Source organism: Streptomyces sp. NPDC013157, from assembly GCF_042899865.1.
Classification (GTDB): Bacteria; Actinomycetota; Actinomycetes; order Streptomycetales; family Streptomycetaceae; genus Streptomyces.
This window is the reverse complement of sequence record NZ_JBIBAK010000016.1, coordinates 200,223-213,569: the sequence shown is the minus strand read 5'-3', so window position 1 is coordinate 213,569 and position 13,347 is coordinate 200,223. Positions and strand designations below refer to the sequence as shown.

General features: G+C 69.7%; 12 protein-coding genes, 1 tRNA gene and 3 pseudogenes. 7 read left to right on the top strand and 9 right to left on the bottom strand.

Features of this window, described 5'->3' with window-relative positions; translation table 11 throughout:
- Positions 1–142 precede the first annotated feature (142 nt).
- Positions 143–342, top strand: a pseudogene (locus tag ACFY6U_RS38190) (phosphotyrosine protein phosphatase); the annotation flags it as partial.
- 357 nt (positions 343–699) lie between these two features.
- Here the strand turns inward: ACFY6U_RS38190 and ACFY6U_RS38185 are convergent.
- A tRNA-Gly gene (locus ACFY6U_RS38185) sits at positions 700–773 on the bottom strand.
- Positions 774–1,056: 283 nt separating this feature from the next.
- Between ACFY6U_RS38185 and ACFY6U_RS38180 the strand changes: the two genes are divergently transcribed.
- The 3 genes from ACFY6U_RS38180 (at position 1,057) to ACFY6U_RS38170 (ending at position 2,397) form a co-directional block, all read left to right on the top strand.
- Complete coding sequence (locus ACFY6U_RS38180; RefSeq protein WP_351494045.1) at positions 1,057–1,218, top strand: hypothetical protein; 162 nt, start codon at positions 1,057–1,059, stop codon at positions 1,216–1,218.
- Positions 1,219–1,304: 86 nt separating this feature from the next.
- Positions 1,305–1,880 (top strand): dCTP deaminase, encoded by a 576-nt coding sequence (dcd, locus tag ACFY6U_RS38175; protein ID WP_046726946.1) that lies wholly within the window; start codon positions 1,305–1,307, stop codon positions 1,878–1,880.
- A gap of 10 nt (positions 1,881–1,890) precedes the next feature.
- Entirely contained in the window at positions 1,891–2,397 is a 507-nt protein-coding gene (locus ACFY6U_RS38170; protein WP_390045784.1) for a phosphoribosyltransferase, read from the top strand.
- Positions 2,398–2,474: 77 nt separating this feature from the next.
- Here ACFY6U_RS38170 and ACFY6U_RS38165 read toward each other — a convergent pair whose 3' ends face one another.
- The 5 genes from ACFY6U_RS38165 to ACFY6U_RS38145 form a co-directional block, all read right to left on the bottom strand.
- Positions 2,475–3,509 carry a YIP1 family protein gene (locus tag ACFY6U_RS38165; protein WP_390045782.1) on the bottom strand — a complete coding sequence of 345 codons (1,035 nt, stop codon included), beginning with the start codon at positions 3,507–3,509 and terminating at the stop codon, positions 2,475–2,477.
- A gap of 41 nt (positions 3,510–3,550) precedes the next feature.
- Positions 3,551–4,975, bottom strand: coding sequence for an FG-GAP-like repeat-containing protein (locus ACFY6U_RS38160; protein ID WP_390045780.1), 1,425 nt, complete (start codon positions 4,973–4,975; stop codon positions 3,551–3,553).
- 2 nt (positions 4,976–4,977) lie between these two features.
- Positions 4,978–6,420 (bottom strand): FG-GAP-like repeat-containing protein, encoded by a 1,443-nt coding sequence (locus tag ACFY6U_RS38155; protein ID WP_390045778.1) that lies wholly within the window; start codon positions 6,418–6,420, stop codon positions 4,978–4,980.
- Positions 6,421–6,486: 66 nt separating this feature from the next.
- Positions 6,487–7,968, bottom strand: coding sequence for an FG-GAP-like repeat-containing protein (locus ACFY6U_RS38150; RefSeq protein WP_390045776.1), 1,482 nt, complete (start codon positions 7,966–7,968; stop codon positions 6,487–6,489).
- 165 nt (positions 7,969–8,133) lie between these two features.
- Positions 8,134–9,612 (bottom strand): FG-GAP and VCBS repeat-containing protein, encoded by a 1,479-nt coding sequence (locus ACFY6U_RS38145; RefSeq protein ID WP_390045774.1) that lies wholly within the window; start codon positions 9,610–9,612, stop codon positions 8,134–8,136.
- 255 nt (positions 9,613–9,867) lie between these two features.
- Here ACFY6U_RS38145 and ACFY6U_RS38140 point away from each other — a divergent pair, with 255 nt between their 5' ends.
- The 3 genes from ACFY6U_RS38140 (at position 9,868) to ACFY6U_RS38130 (ending at position 12,258) form a co-directional block, all read left to right on the top strand.
- On the top strand, positions 9,868–10,209 hold the full coding sequence (locus ACFY6U_RS38140; protein WP_390045772.1) for a hypothetical protein: 342 nt from the start codon (positions 9,868–9,870) through the stop codon (positions 10,207–10,209).
- A 54-nt stretch (positions 10,210–10,263) separates the two neighbouring features.
- Positions 10,264–10,824 (top strand): phosphotransferase, encoded by a 561-nt coding sequence (locus ACFY6U_RS38135; protein ID WP_390045940.1) that lies wholly within the window; start codon positions 10,264–10,266, stop codon positions 10,822–10,824.
- Positions 10,825–11,037: 213 nt separating this feature from the next.
- The gene (locus tag ACFY6U_RS38130) at positions 11,038–12,258 is read left to right on the top strand and encodes a hypothetical protein (protein WP_390045770.1); all 1,221 of its coding nucleotides are present in this window, start codon (positions 11,038–11,040) and stop codon (positions 12,256–12,258) included.
- A gap of 274 nt (positions 12,259–12,532) precedes the next feature.
- Here the strand turns inward: ACFY6U_RS38130 and ACFY6U_RS38125 are convergent, their stop codons facing one another.
- From ACFY6U_RS38125 to ACFY6U_RS38115, 3 genes and pseudogenes are all read right to left on the bottom strand, one after another.
- Positions 12,533–12,952, bottom strand: a complete 420-nt coding sequence (locus ACFY6U_RS38125; RefSeq protein WP_390045938.1) for a MarR family winged helix-turn-helix transcriptional regulator — start codon at positions 12,950–12,952, stop codon at positions 12,533–12,535.
- Positions 12,930–13,164, bottom strand: a pseudogene (locus ACFY6U_RS38120) (IS5/IS1182 family transposase); the annotation flags it as partial. The gene ACFY6U_RS38125 and the pseudogene ACFY6U_RS38120, both read right to left, overlap by 23 nt.
- A 2-nt stretch (positions 13,165–13,166) precedes the next feature.
- Positions 13,167–13,319 (bottom strand): annotated as a pseudogene (locus ACFY6U_RS38115) (transposase); the annotation flags it as partial.
- Positions 13,320–13,347 lie beyond the last annotated feature (28 nt).

The following is a 13,347-nucleotide window of genomic DNA, read 5'->3' as shown; positions in this document are numbered from 1 at the left end:
GCAGGAGTGTGCAGTTGTGTCACTGGGGTAGCCGCTCCCCTCGACGGATGCATCTCTTCGAAGACAGCACCATGAGCGGCCCCCCGCCGTCGGCTGTCCGTCAGTCCTCTTCGTCTGCGTCCACAACGCCGACCGCTCCCAGATGGCCGCTGCCTTCCTCGCGCATCTCGCCGGAGGGGCGGTGGAGGTCCGCTCACCTGGCTCAGCCCCACCGACTCGGTCAACCCCGCTGTCGGCGAGGCAATGAACGAGGCGTGCATCGACATCTCTGCCGAGGCCCCAATAGTCCGGACCGTCGAGGCCGTCAAGGCGTCCGACGCAGTGATCACCATGGGGCGCGGCGCCGCGACGAGATCGAGGACCGAGTCCACGGCTTTCTCGCCGACCTCGGTGTAGGCCCCCAACGCGTGACAGTCGCGTCGGCTCCGATCAGGCATCGCGTGCCGTGGTGTGCACGTAGCTGCCGCGAACTGTGTCTTTGCGTAAGCGACTTCGCAGGCGCAATACTCAGTGGTGACGCAGGTCACTCAAAATGCGTCTCACTATTTGGGACCCATGGGAGTCGAGTCACCCAAAGTGGCCGCTGAACGCCCCCGAGGCGCCCCGCTGAGCTCGACTTGGGGCACGCAGAGGGCACGCCACCCTCAAATTGGTCCAGACAACCAACAAACCCCAGGCCACCGACCTGGGGTTTCTCTCTGGAGCGGGTGACGAGAATCGAACTCGCGCTCTCAGCTTGGGAAGCTGATGTTCTACCATTAAACTACACCCGCGTAGAACGCCGACCGGGTCGGTGTCTGAACGCTCGCTCACTGTACCTCATGACGGACCCCCGGTGCTCGGACCGTGGGGTTCGTGTGCGTTTCAGGGGGTGGCAGAGGGGTGGGATCCGGGTGCGGGCGACCGGAGTTGGGGCGTACGGTGGAGGTGTGGGAGAGGGGCCCGGTAGGCCGGAGTGCCGCCTGGAGAGCCGTCCCTTTGATCCCGTAATGTGGCTTTCCGTCGTCACGGCAGTAAGCCCGACGCGGCTCCTGGGGAAGGGACTTAAGGGACTTGATGGAACAAACCGTCGTCCGCTGTGCCGAAGGGCACGTGTTCAGCACCGCTTCGTTCCCGATGCAGCAGGCCGAGCGGCTCGGCCCCGGCCGGCTCGTGCGGTGTCCCAAGTGCGCCCGGCTGCGCAGCGTCGTGCCGGTCGCACTTGAGAAGCAGCAGTAGCGGAGAAGAAGAGAGACAGCAGTAGCACGGGCGCGCGGACTCGTCACGATTGTCGTGGGTCCGCGCGCCTTGCGTATCCTCGGGGCGTGCTTCTCTCAGACAAGGACATCCGGGCCGAGATCGACGCCGGGCGAGTACGGATCGATCCCTACGACGAATCCATGGTGCAGCCGTCGAGCATCGACGTCCGGCTGGACCGTTTCTTCCGGGTGTTCGAGAACCACCGGTACCCGCACATCGACCCCTCCGTCGAGCAGCCCGACCTCACCCGGCTCGTGGAGCCCGAGGGCGACGAGCCCTTCATCCTCCACCCCGGTGAGTTCGTGCTCGCCTCGACGTACGAGGTCATCACGCTGCCCGACGACCTCGCCTCCCGACTGGAGGGGAAGTCCTCGCTGGGGCGGCTCGGGCTGGTCACGCACTCCACCGCCGGGTTCATCGACCCCGGGTTCAGCGGGCACGTGACCCTTGAGCTGTCCAACCTCGCGACCCTCCCCATCAAGCTGTGGCCGGGCATGAAGATCGGGCAGCTGTGCATGTTCCGGCTCTCCTCCCCCGCCGAGCACTCCTACGGCAGCGAGCGCTACGGCTCCCGCTACCAGGGGCAGCGCGGGCCCACCGCCTCCCGCTCCTACCTCAATTTCCATCGGACGCAGGTGTGAGAGGCCGGTCATGAGCAGTGACAGTCCCGTGCGGGAGAACCTGAGCTACGAGCAGTTCGGCGCCGCCGTGCGCGAGCTCGCGCAGACCATCGCCGACGACGGGTTCGAGCCCGACATAGTGCTCAGCATCGCGCGTGGCGGCGTCTTCGTCGCCGGCGGGCTCGCCTACGCCCTCGACTGCAAGAACCTGCATCTGGTGAACGTCGAGTTCTACACCGGGGTGGGGACGACCCTCGACATGCCGGTCATGCTCGCGCCCGTCCCCAACGCCATCGACTTCAGCGACAAGAAGGTGCTGATCACCGACGACGTCGCCGACACCGGCAAGACGCTGAAGCTGGTCCGCGACTTCTGCCTCGAAACGGTCGCCGAGGTGCGCTCCGCGGTGATCTATGAGAAGTCCCACTCCCTCGTGAAGTGCGAGTACGTGTGGAAGCGGACCGACGACTGGATCAACTTCCCGTGGTCCGTCCTGCCTCCGGTCGTGAAGAGGGCCGGGCAGGTTCTCGACGCCTGAGAGGACGGCCGGCGGACGTCGGCCGATGTGCGAAGGGCCCCGGCGCGGCTGCCGGGGCCCTTCGTGTGCGTGCGGTGCTAGAACGTGCCCAGCTTCACGATCGACAGCAGGGCGATCAGCTGGATCGCCGACGCGCCCAGGGCCTTCGGCCACGGCAGGTCGTGGGACTTGGCGACCATGAGGGTGAGCAGGGTGCCCGCCGCGACCCAGGTGGCCCAGCCGAGGAGCTGGACGAAGCCTGCGTCGCCGCCGAAGAACATGGCGAAGAGGAGGCGGGGGGCGTCGGTGATCGACATGATCAGCATGGAGAGGCCGACCGTCGGCTGCCAGGCTCCGTCGCCGCCGAGCTGGCGGGCCAGGGTGTGGGTCACCACGCCCAGGACGAAGGCGGAGAGGACCATCGCGACCGCCGTCACGAGGACGATCGGGACCGCGTTGGTGAGGGTGGCGTTTATCGCGTCCGCGCGGGCGCCGTCGAAGCCGAAGACCGCGAGCAGGCCGTAGAGGAAGGTGACGATGAGGGCGGGGCCCCACATCGTGTAGTCCCGCATCTGCAGGAAGGTCTGGTTCGGGGCGAGGACGATCCCCTTCAGCAGGTCCTTCCAGTGCAGGCGCGGGCCGATCGGGCCGGACGGCGCCGCCGAACCGGCGTGGTAGGTCGCGCCCTGCGTGTAGGCGCCGGCCTCGTCGACCGAGAAGGCCTGGGTGTGGCCCGGCTGGTTCGCCGCGTACGGGTCGGCGCTGCCGGAGCCGTATCCGCCGCCGTAGCCGTGGTCGTCGCCGAAGTACTCCGGACCGTCGCCGCCGCCCTGTCCCGGGTGGCCGCCGCGCGCCTGCGCCTGCGGCCAGCCGGACGCGCCGCCGTGCTGCGGGTACGGCGGCTGCGGGGCCGACGGGTACCCGTACGACGGTCCCGCCGGCCGGCCGCCGAAGCTCTGCGGCGGTGCCTGCTGCCCGTACGCGGGTTGTTGCGGTCGCGCTTGCGGGGCACGCTCGTTCCGGCCGCCGCGTCCGTTCCTGAATCCAGCCACGTCATCGAACGTACCCGGTCCCGGAGATCCGTGTGGCGGGCTCGGGCACCCGAGCCCGCCATTGCCGCAGACCTGTGACATCCCCTAAGGGGAACCCTCAGGGCCCTGTTGATCGCTGTCGCTCACTGCCCGAACAGGGAACCCAGCTGCGCCGACGTCCCCGACACGCCCACCGACGTCGCGTGGAAGGACACCGCGCCGGTCGTGGTCAGGCCCGTGGCGGAGCCGGGCAGGGTCCATACCGCGCCCTGTCCGCCGTTCTCGTGCCGGGCGCCGACCGCCAGATCGGCCCGATGGTCGCCGTCGAGGTCGGCCAGGCGGACGGCGGAGCCGAAGAAGTCGTCGTCCTCGTTCAGGTCGGGGATGCCCGGGGTGTTCTGGGTGTACCGCGTCGAGCCGACCCCCGTCAGCCCGGCCGCGGAGCCGCGTAGCAGGGTGACCGTGCCGGTCCGCGAGGCCGTGGTGACCGTCTCGTAGAGCGTGCCGACCGCGACGTCGTCGTAGCCGTCGCCGTCGGCGTCACCGACGGCGAGCGAGTCGCCGAACGAGCTGGTGCCCTGGGCCCGGGTGGCGCCGGGGACGCCCGGGCTGTCCTGGGTGATCGCCGCCTGCGGGGTGGGGCTGATGCCGTGCGGGCCGCCGAGGTACGTGATGACCTCGCCGGGTCCGGCCTTCGAGCCGTAGACCAGGACTCTGGCGGTGATGACGTCGTCGTAGCCGTCGCCGTTGACGTCGCCGGCGACGACCGGCTGCCGGCCGTCGGTGACCAGCGTCCGCTGGGCCTTCGGCCGGGAGTCAGCGCCCAGGTACACCACCTGGCCGTCGAAGGGTTCGTCGGACTCCCCCACGATCGTCCCGCTGACGACGAGGTCGTCGACGCCGTTGCCGTTGATGTCGCCGGCGGCCAGGGACCGGACGCCGTAGGAGTCGCCGGTGCGGAACGAGGGCACCACCCAGGTCCGGGACGCGGCCCCGGCGGTCCTGGTGAAGCCGCCCCGGAAGATCTGGACGTCGGCGCCGGTGCTGCCGACGGCCAGGTCGGCCCGGCCGTCCGCGGTGAAGTCGCCGACGGCCAGGGACCGGCCGAAGCGGTGGTGGGAGGAGCGGGCCGGGTCGGCGACGATACGGCCCCCGGACAGGCCCTTCCTGCTCCCCCAGAGGATCGTCACCGACCCGGCCTCGCCGTCCTCGCCCTCGGAGCCGACGACGAGGTCGGCGTACCCGTCCCGGTTCAGGTCGCCGGAGGCGAGCGCCGAGCCGAACTCGTCGCCCTTCTCGGCGGTGCCGGGGACAGCCGCCGAGTTCTGGGTGACGACCGTACGGTTCGACGCCTTGATCCCGGACTTGGAGCCGTAGGTGACGACCACCGCGCCGGCGTCCGCCCTGCCGCCGACCGTGGCTCCCGGGGCGGCGGTGGCGAGGTCGTGGTAGCCGTCGCCGTTGAAGTCGTCGGCGTAGCGGGCGGGCGCGGCGGCGGCGGGGGTGGCGAGCGGGACGAGGCCCGCGGTGAGGAGTGCGGCCAGGGCCGCCGCCGTACGGACGCGCATGATCAGCCTTCCAGTACGTCGCCGAAGTAGGCGGTGCCCGACGGGCCGCCCAGGGTGGTGCCGGTGAAGGTCTTGGAGCCGCTCGCGGTGATGCCGGCGGTGGTGGACTTGAAGAGCCAGACGGCGCCGGCGCCGCGGCCCTCGCCGTAGGCGCCCGCGACCAGTTCGGCGCGGCCGTCGCGGTTGGCGTCGGTGAGGCGGACCGAGGAGCCGAAGAAGTCCTGGGACTGGGCGGTGCCGGGCACGCCCGCGGTGTCCTGGGAGAAGAGCTTGGCGCCGCTGCCGGTCAGGCCGTTCGCCGAGCCGCGCAGCACGGTGACCGTGCCCGCCTGCTTCTTCGTGCCGAGCGTCTCGGCGTAGGCGCCGACGGCGATGTCCGCGTACCCGTCGCCGTTCACGTCCCCGGCGGACAGGCTCCAGCCGAAGCCGTCGTTCTTCTCGCCCTTCTCCGGGACGCCCGCCGTGTCCTGGGTGATCCGGACCGGGGTACGGCTGCTGAGGCCGCCGGCCGCTCCGTAGGTCACCGTGACCGCCCCGCCGAGGCCGCCGTTCGGCTCGTCGGCCGACTTCTCCATGAAGTTGCCGGTGATGATGTCGCCGTAGCCGTCCTTGTTCACGTCGGCGATGACCGCGTCGTAGCCGCCCGCGAGCTTCTTGCCGACCTTGAGGGTGCCGGTGGCGGAGCCGGTGTAGAGGACGCTGCGGGTGCGGTAGCCGCCGGATGAGGTCTCCTCCTGGCCCATGACCAGCAGGTCGGTCCTCCCGTCGCCGTTGACGTCGCCCGCGATCAGTTTGTCGGCGTAGATCGTGGTCTGGGCGACGGTGTCGATGCCGACCAGGGCGACCGCCTTGCCCTTGCGGGTGAAGGGGCCGCGGAAGATGTTCAGGGAGGGCGTGGAGTTGTTGCCGACGGCCAGGTCGGTGTGGCCGTCTCCGTCGAAGTCGCCGGCCGCCAGTGCCCAGCCGAGTTCGTTGCGGTACCTCGGCAGCGGCGAGGAGAGGTTGCTGGCGCCCTTGAGGCCGCTCGCGCCGCCCCAGAGCACGGTCACGTTGCCGTAGGAGTCGGTGGTGCCGATCCGCTCGCTGTGCACGCCCACGACCAGGTCGGTGTAGCCGTCGCCGTCCAGGTCGCCGGTGGTGAGCCGGTCGCCGAAGTAGTCGCCGGAGGCCGGGTTGCCGGGGACGCCGGTGGTGGCCTGGCTGATGATCTGGCGCTTGGTGGTGTCGAGGCCGTTCTTCGTGCCGTAGACGACCGCCACGTAGCCGGCGCCGGACTTGCCGGAGACCTTGGCGACGGGCGCGGCGATCGCGAGGTCGCGGTAGCCGTCGCCGTTGAAGTCGCCGGACAGGCCCGAGGGGGCGGCGGTGGCGGTGGCGGCGGGCAGGGCGGTGAGCAGGCCGGTGGTGAGGGCCGTGGCGAGGAGCAGGGTGGTGCGCTTGTGCATGGATTTCCCCCGTGAGGTGGTGAGGTGACGCGACGTCACGTGATGCGTCCTCTTGGTGCGGGCGCGTCAGCCGGTGAGGCCCGCGCCGAACGCGCCGTACGTGCGGGACAGCCCGAAGGTGCCCGGGCCGAAGGACTTGGCGCCCGTGGCGGTGATGCCGGAGGCGCTGCCGCGCAGGGCGGTGACCGCGCCGACGCCCTCGTCCTCGAAGCCGGCCGCGACGGTCAGGTCCGCCTTGCCGTCCTTGTTGACGTCCGAGAGCACGAGGTCCGAGCCGAAGTAGTCGATGGACTCGTTGGTGCCGGGGACCCCGGGGGTGTTCTGGGAGATCGTGCGGGCGCCGGTGCGGGAGACGCCGTCCGCCGAGCCGTTCATCAGCACGACGAGACCGGTGTCCTCGGCCGCGCCGATGTCCTTGAAGACGACGCCGATGGCGAGGTCGCCGTAGCCGTCGCCGTTGGTGTCCCCGATGGAGACGGAGCCGCCGAAGCCGTCGCCCTCCTTGTCGGTGCCGGGGACGCCGGTGGCGGACTGGGTGAGCTCGGCCATGGGGGCGTCGCCGTTGACCGGACCGCCCTTGCTGCCGCGGATGACGACGACCTGGCCGCCGAGGGTGCCGGTGTGGTCGTCCTCCTTCGCGAAGACGTTGCCGATGGCGATCTCGTCGTAGCCGTCGCCGTCGATGTCGCCGAGGGCGAGGGAGGTGCCGCCGTTCAGCGGGCGCGGCTTGGTCGTGACCACGCCCGTGGACGCACCGAGGTAGGCGGCGCCCTTGGACCAGCTGCCGGACGGGTCGGAGGTGAGCGCGGTGCGGTAGGTGAGGACGAGGTCGGCTTTCTTGTCGCCGTTGGTGTCGCCCGCGGCGAGCGCGTCGATGCCGAACTCCGCCTTGTCCGGCGTGGGGACCTTCTGGGTGCCGCCGGTGGTGCCGGACTTGGTGAAGCCGCCCTTGACGATGTAGGCGTACGACGCGGCCGTTCCGGACGCCAGGTCCGCCCTGCCGTCGCCGTTGAAGTCGCCGGCGGCCAGTACCGAGCCCCAGGCCTCGTGCTTGGCCGCCGAGGGGTCCTTGACCGTCGTGCCGTTCTTCAGGCCGTTCGCCGAACCCCACAGGATGGTGACCGAACCGCCGTCGGTGTCCGTGCCGTTGTCCTCGCCGGGCGCGCCGACGGCGAGGTCGGTGTAGCCGTCCTTGTTGAAGTCGGCCACGGCGAGCGCGTCGCCGAAGAAGTCCTCGGTCTCGGCGGTGCCGGGGACACCGGCGGTGTTCTGGCTGACGACGGTGCGCTTGGCGGGGTTGAGTCCGGAGGCGCTGCCGTAGACCACGGCGACGTACCCGGCCATGTTCTTGCCGCCGACCTTGGCGTAGGGGGCGGCGAAGGCGACGTCGCCGTAGCCGTCGTGGTTGAAGTCGGCCTTGTAGGCGCGGGCCGTGGCGGCGGACGCGGCGGGGGCCGAGAGGGTCAGCAGTCCGCCGGTCAGCGCGGCGGCGGTGACGGTCGCGAGGGCGAGGCGGCGGCGGTGGTGTCCGTTCACGAGGGCGTTCACGGGGAGGGGGCTCCTGGGATCGGCGGCATGGGTGCCGGAGGTGCGCGGGGGCGCGGGTCCGCGGGTGCGGAATCCGCGGGTGCGGGATCCGCGGGTGCCGGATCCGCGGACCCGCAGGTGCGCGGGTCCGCGGAGGTGGTGCGGTGCCGTGCGGCGGCAGGCCGGTCAGTCGGCGAAGATGGCGCTGAGCTGCGGGGTTCCGGTCGTCGACACGCCCAGCTTGCTTGCGGAGAGGGCCCGGGAGCCGGTCGTGGTGATCTTCGAGCCGTTGGACGGCAGGTAGGTGACCGCGCCGTCGCCGCCGTTCTCGTACGAGCCGACGATCAGGTCCGCCTTGCCGTCGCCGGTGACGTCGTCGAGCTTGGTGTCGACGCCGAAGAGGTCGTTCTTCTCGTCGTCGCCGGGGACGCCGGCCGTGCTCTGCGCGAAGGACTGGGCGCCGGAGGCGAGGTTGATCCCGGTCTTCGAGCCGTAGAGGACGGTGACCTGGCCGGTGTTGGCCTTGCTGCCGATGTCCTCGTACGGGGCGGAGACGACCAGGTCGGCGTAGCCGTCGCCGTTGACGTCGCCGAGGTCGATCTCCCAGCCGAAGTTGTCGCCCTTCTCGGAGGCGCCGGGGACGTTCCCGCTGTTCTGGTTGAACATGGTGGCCTTGGCGGGGCCGGAGGCGCTGCCGTAGGTGATGGCCACCCGGCCGCCGTTGGCGGAGTCCGGGAAGACGGTGCCGCCGCTGCTGGCGTCCCAGGAGGCGCCGCTGACGATGTCGCCGTAGCCGTCGCCGTTGATGTCGCCGATGCCGGTGACGATGCCGCTCTTCAGCGCCTTGGCGCCGGTGGCGGTCACGCCCTTGGCGCTGCCCGGCAGCCAGTAGTTGGTGTTCCAGTGGTCGCTGGTCTTCGTCTCGTACCCGTCGACGACGAGGTCGGTACGGCCGTCGCCGTTGACGTCGCCGGCGGTGAGCTTCATCGGGCCGTACGGGTAGGAGCTGGTGCCCGGCTGTATCGGCGGCTTGACGGTGTACCGGCCGCCGGGGGTGCCGCTGCCGGAGAAGCCGCCCTTGAACACCCACAGGGTGGCCGCGGAGCTGCCGACCGCGAGGTCCGCCTTGCCGTCGCCGTCGAAGTCGCCGGCGGCGAGCTGCAGCCCCCAGTAGTCGTGGCTGCTCGGCGACGGGTCCTTGATGTCGACGCCCTTGCCGGTGAGGCCGCTCTTGGAGCCCCACAGGAGGGTGACGGTACCGCCGTCGGTGTCGGAGCCGACCTTCTCCGACGGGGCGCCGACGGCGAGGTCGTCGTAACCGTCGGCGTTGAAGTCGGCGTACGCCAGGGTCTCGCCGAAGTCGTCGCCGGCCTCGGCGGTGCCGGGGACGCCGGGGCTGTTCTGGCTGAGGGTGGTGCGCTTGGCGGTGGTGATGCCGGAGGCGGAGCCGTAGAGGGCGACGACCTGGCCGGCGCCCTTGTGGCCGCTGACGTAGGCGGTGGTGGCCGAGGTGGCGATGTCGCCGATGCCGTCGCCGTTGAAGTCGGCGCGGGCGACCTTGACGGAGTCCGCGGCCGACGCCGAGGCTGCCGAGAAGGTGAGCAGACCGCCCGTCAGCGCGGCAGCGGTGGCCGTCGCGAGGGCGAGTCGCGGGAACGTGTGCATGCGGGTCGTCTCCTGCGGCATGCGGGGGCCGTCCGCGCCCGGCGGCCGGCCGGAGTCAGTGGTGTCCAGCGATCAGGAGACCCGCGTCAAGGAGTAAGGGTTGTACAGGAGTTCGGTGAATTCTTCGGGTGGGCTGTGACCGGCGGGGAGCTCGGCGGCCGGTCGTGCAGGACGGGGCCGCCCTCCTGACCTGCGGTCGCGGCACAGCACGAAAACGCCTGTCGAGGCCGGTTCGGCATCTGGTCCCATGCGCGGATGGAGATCATCCCGGGCGACGGAGCCCCACTCGCCGACTCGTGGCCTGTCCGCTTCACAGAGCGCGGGCACACGGGTGTCCGCCGTATCGGCTCGGGTGTCGAGGGCGTCGTCTACAGCCTGGGCGACGACCGGGTGGCCAAGGTGTGGAGCGGTCGGCGGCCGGCCGGTTTCCGGCTCACCCGCCAGGTGTACGCGGACCTTGCGCGGCACCCTCTGCCGTTCTCCACCCCGGAGATCCTCGACGTCGAGGAGTACGAGGGCGTCCTGGTGACGTACGAGCGGAAGCTGCCCGGTGTCACGTTGCGGGCCGACTCCGCACAGATGGACTATGAGCGCTAGCTGCCCGCGCAGCACAGCAACGCGATACTCACCGTCCTGCGCGGCTTGGCCTCCGTGCCCGGCACCGACGCCATGCGCCGGCTGACCGTCCAGGGCGACGACCGTCCGCTGTGGCGCGACCACGACCGCTTCCAGGACGCGCTCGCGGCCCTGGCCGCCCGGGCCGCCACCCGGCACGGTGCCGCCCTGGCCGCCCAGGTGCCGGACGTCGACGCGGGAGTCGAACGCACGCAAACGGCGCTGCGCTTGCTCCCCGACGCCCCCGTGACAGCGATCCACGGCGACCTCGTCCCGCCGAACATCCACGTCGACGCCGCCTGTCGGCCCGTTGCCGTACTCGACTTCGGCTTCTACACGACCGCGGGCGACCCGGCCTTCGAGGCTGCCGTCACCGCTGCCGTCTGGGACATGTACGGTCCGCACGCCGCGGAGCACACCGCAGAACTCACCCGGCTCTTCGCCCACGAGCTCGGGTACGCGCCGACAACCCTCACCGTCTGCCAAGCCGCGTACGCCCTGACCACCTACGACCTCTTCGGCCTGGATGACAGCGACGGACACATCCGATGGTGCGTCGAACGACTACGCCACAACGCCGTATTCAGCGCCAGGTGATCCAGTCGAACAGCGTGTCCTGAGCTGGTTGACCTCGTTTTCCGGTCGTGGCCGGAATTCCGAATTCGAGGGTCATGGTGTACGGATCCCGATGCGTTGCGAGGAGGTGATCATGTGACGACTTCCCCTGGACCTGATGCCTCAGGATCCCACTCCGGCTCACATGTGATGGTGCGGCGGGGCCTGACGAAATGCACATACTCACGGGCAGAAATGGCAGGGGTCCTGCTGGTCCTGCTCCTGACGGCGTTGCCGGTGGGCTGGTGCGGCTTCCAGGACTTCAGCGCGGCTCTGACTTTCCTGGGATGCGTCACGGGAGCGGCCCTCATCCTGGCAGCCCTCAGCATGGTGGTGGGTGTTGCCGCGGTCGTGGACTGCTGGGTTCGCGGGCCGATTTCCAACTTCGGGATGCTTGCGCTGATCAGTGCCGGCGTAGCGCTTTTGACGAACACCTTGCTCCTGCTTCAGACATGGAAGGACGGTGACAAGGTCGGCTATCCGGTACTGTTCGGTTTTCTCTCGGTGGGTTCACTATGGGCTGTCGTTCTGGTGTGGCGGAGACTGGACGAGATCCCTGCTCCGAAGAGGGTAGCCGCGGCACTGATCGTCTCCACTATTGTGGCGGTCGCCAATTTTGGCTACCAGGACCTCTATCAGCCGTACCGACGTGGGGGCGAGCCTCTCGTGCATCTGGCCGTGGGCAAGGCGGTGCTCAGCGGGGACCGCAACGCGTTCTCCGTGCCAGTCGACATCAAGCTCGTGAACCACAGTGATATGAGTTTCTATGTGCTGGGCACCGAGTTCCACGCAATGGGGGAGCACGTACCGCTGAGCAAGACGGACCGGCCGCGCGCCAAGTGGCAGGCCGACGCCGAGCAATGGATCAAATACCGGGAGAAGCACCCGCTCTCCCGCAGAGAGGTCTACCAGCCCGGTGAACTGGTGGCAGCACAGCCGTGGATTCCTGCCGGACACTGGGTCGAGGCGAACGACGAGTCGCTCACGCGAACCATTGTTCAGCTTCCCATCGACACGCCGTACGACCATTTGGCGTTCTATGCCACCGTGAGCTTGGCACGCAAGGACAAGCTCGATTTGGGAGCTTTCGGTCGACCTGATTACTCCTGGCGCGGCGCCACACTTCCCCAATGGCTGAAGAGAGGGCAGAAAGAATACGACACCATCGTCCAAAGCGCCGAAGTACAAGAGAACAATGCAATCGATAATTACACGAGGGATCCGCGCCGCGTCACCACATACTGGCGCTTTGGCCGACATGGTGCAGACGTGTCGGAGGTCATCGCGCGGAAGGGCGAGGAAGGCCGCGAATTTCCCGAACGGACGAACCGCGAGGTGCGGGAACGCTACGGACTGGTCGATGTCCTGGTAGGCCCGATCGAACAGACGCTGTGGGACATCAAGAGCAGGCGCTGACCAGTCCCTCCGCACACCGGAACAGAGCCGGGCTGCCTGACGGGCATGCTCAGCAGCGCGACCGAGCTTCCCGCGGCAGGAAGTGGGGGAACGAACACCGGCCGCGTGAGAAGGTGATCGCCCCCGCGCTGCACATCCACTGCTCCAGAGCAGAGGGGGCCCGGCCGGCCAAGGCCACACCCTCCACGAGGACCTGGGGCCCCGCAGCGCATCGACCACGATGCCGGCCAGCCGTTCCTCCCGGTAGTACAGCTTCACTGGATCCACATGCCGGTCAGCCTGTAGGCAGACCGATCTGGTCGCATTCGAGCACGGAGCGGAGCTCCGAAAGGACCTGTACGGCGGCCAGTCCTGAGGGGCCACGGAGAGCGCCTGCGGTCAGCTCGGCCGGCGTTTCGGTGAAGGTCGCCTCCGCCGCCTCGACGAGTTGCAGGGCGTCATCGGTCAGGTCCAGCAGTGATGAGCGACGATCCGATGGATTGGTTCGCCGTATGACCCATGCCTGCTTCTCCAGGCGGTCGATGCCCTTGCTGGTCGCACCGATCCCGATGGCGAACTCAGCGGCGAGGTCCGCCACCCGGGACCCAGGGCGGTCGCGCAGGAAGCGCAGGAAGCGCAGGAATTCGAACTGCGAGGTGACGATCCCCTGCCGCTCGCGAAGACGGTCGTTGGCGTTTGCGCAGGTGGGAGCGATTACCGCTGGAGGTGTAGGCCTTGTCCCCGGCGACTGCGTCCGGGTGCGAGGGCGGCCGACGGGCCCGCAGACCCGGATCTTTCGCATGACCGGGATGAACTGCGGGCTGTCGGCCGCCTGTCCGGCGGGCGGGACTTGCGGTCGGCGGCGAGGTGAACCTTGCTGGTCCGCCCGCCCCGCGAGCGTCCCAAGACGGCGGTCTTCGGGCGGAGCTCGGCATCTCCCGCCACTGCCCGCCGGTCCGGAACCGCCAGATCACGCCCTCGAACTGCTGCCGCAGGGTCTTGGGGTACGGGCCGCACTCGCCGGTCGGCAGGTGCGGCTCGATGAACTCCCGCTCGTCGACCGTCAGTTGCGCGCGGGTCACGCACGACGGTCTACCGGGCCAGGGCCTG

Bases quoted from the DNA above. Each gene is read 5' to 3' on its own strand.
- ACFY6U_RS38180 (WP_351494045.1), top strand. From the start codon at position 1,057: ATGGAACAAACCGTCGTCCGCTGTGCCGAAGGGCACGTGTTCAGCACC.
- ACFY6U_RS38170 (WP_390045784.1), top strand. From the start codon at position 1,891: ATGAGCAGTGACAGTCCCGTGCGGGAGAACCTGAGCTACGAGCAGTTC.
- ACFY6U_RS38165 (WP_390045782.1), bottom strand. From the start codon at position 3,509: ATGTCACAGGTCTGCGGCAATGGCGGGCTCGGGTGCCCGAGCCCGCCA.
- ACFY6U_RS38160 (WP_390045780.1), bottom strand. From the start codon at position 4,975: ATGCGCGTCCGTACGGCGGCGGCCCTGGCCGCACTCCTCACCGCGGGC.
- ACFY6U_RS38155 (WP_390045778.1), bottom strand. From the start codon at position 6,420: ATGCACAAGCGCACCACCCTGCTCCTCGCCACGGCCCTCACCACCGGC.
- ACFY6U_RS38145 (WP_390045774.1), bottom strand. From the start codon at position 9,612: ATGCACACGTTCCCGCGACTCGCCCTCGCGACGGCCACCGCTGCCGCG.
- ACFY6U_RS38140 (WP_390045772.1), top strand. From the start codon at position 9,868: ATGGAGATCATCCCGGGCGACGGAGCCCCACTCGCCGACTCGTGGCCT.
- ACFY6U_RS38130 (WP_390045770.1), top strand. From the start codon at position 11,038: ATGGCAGGGGTCCTGCTGGTCCTGCTCCTGACGGCGTTGCCGGTGGGC.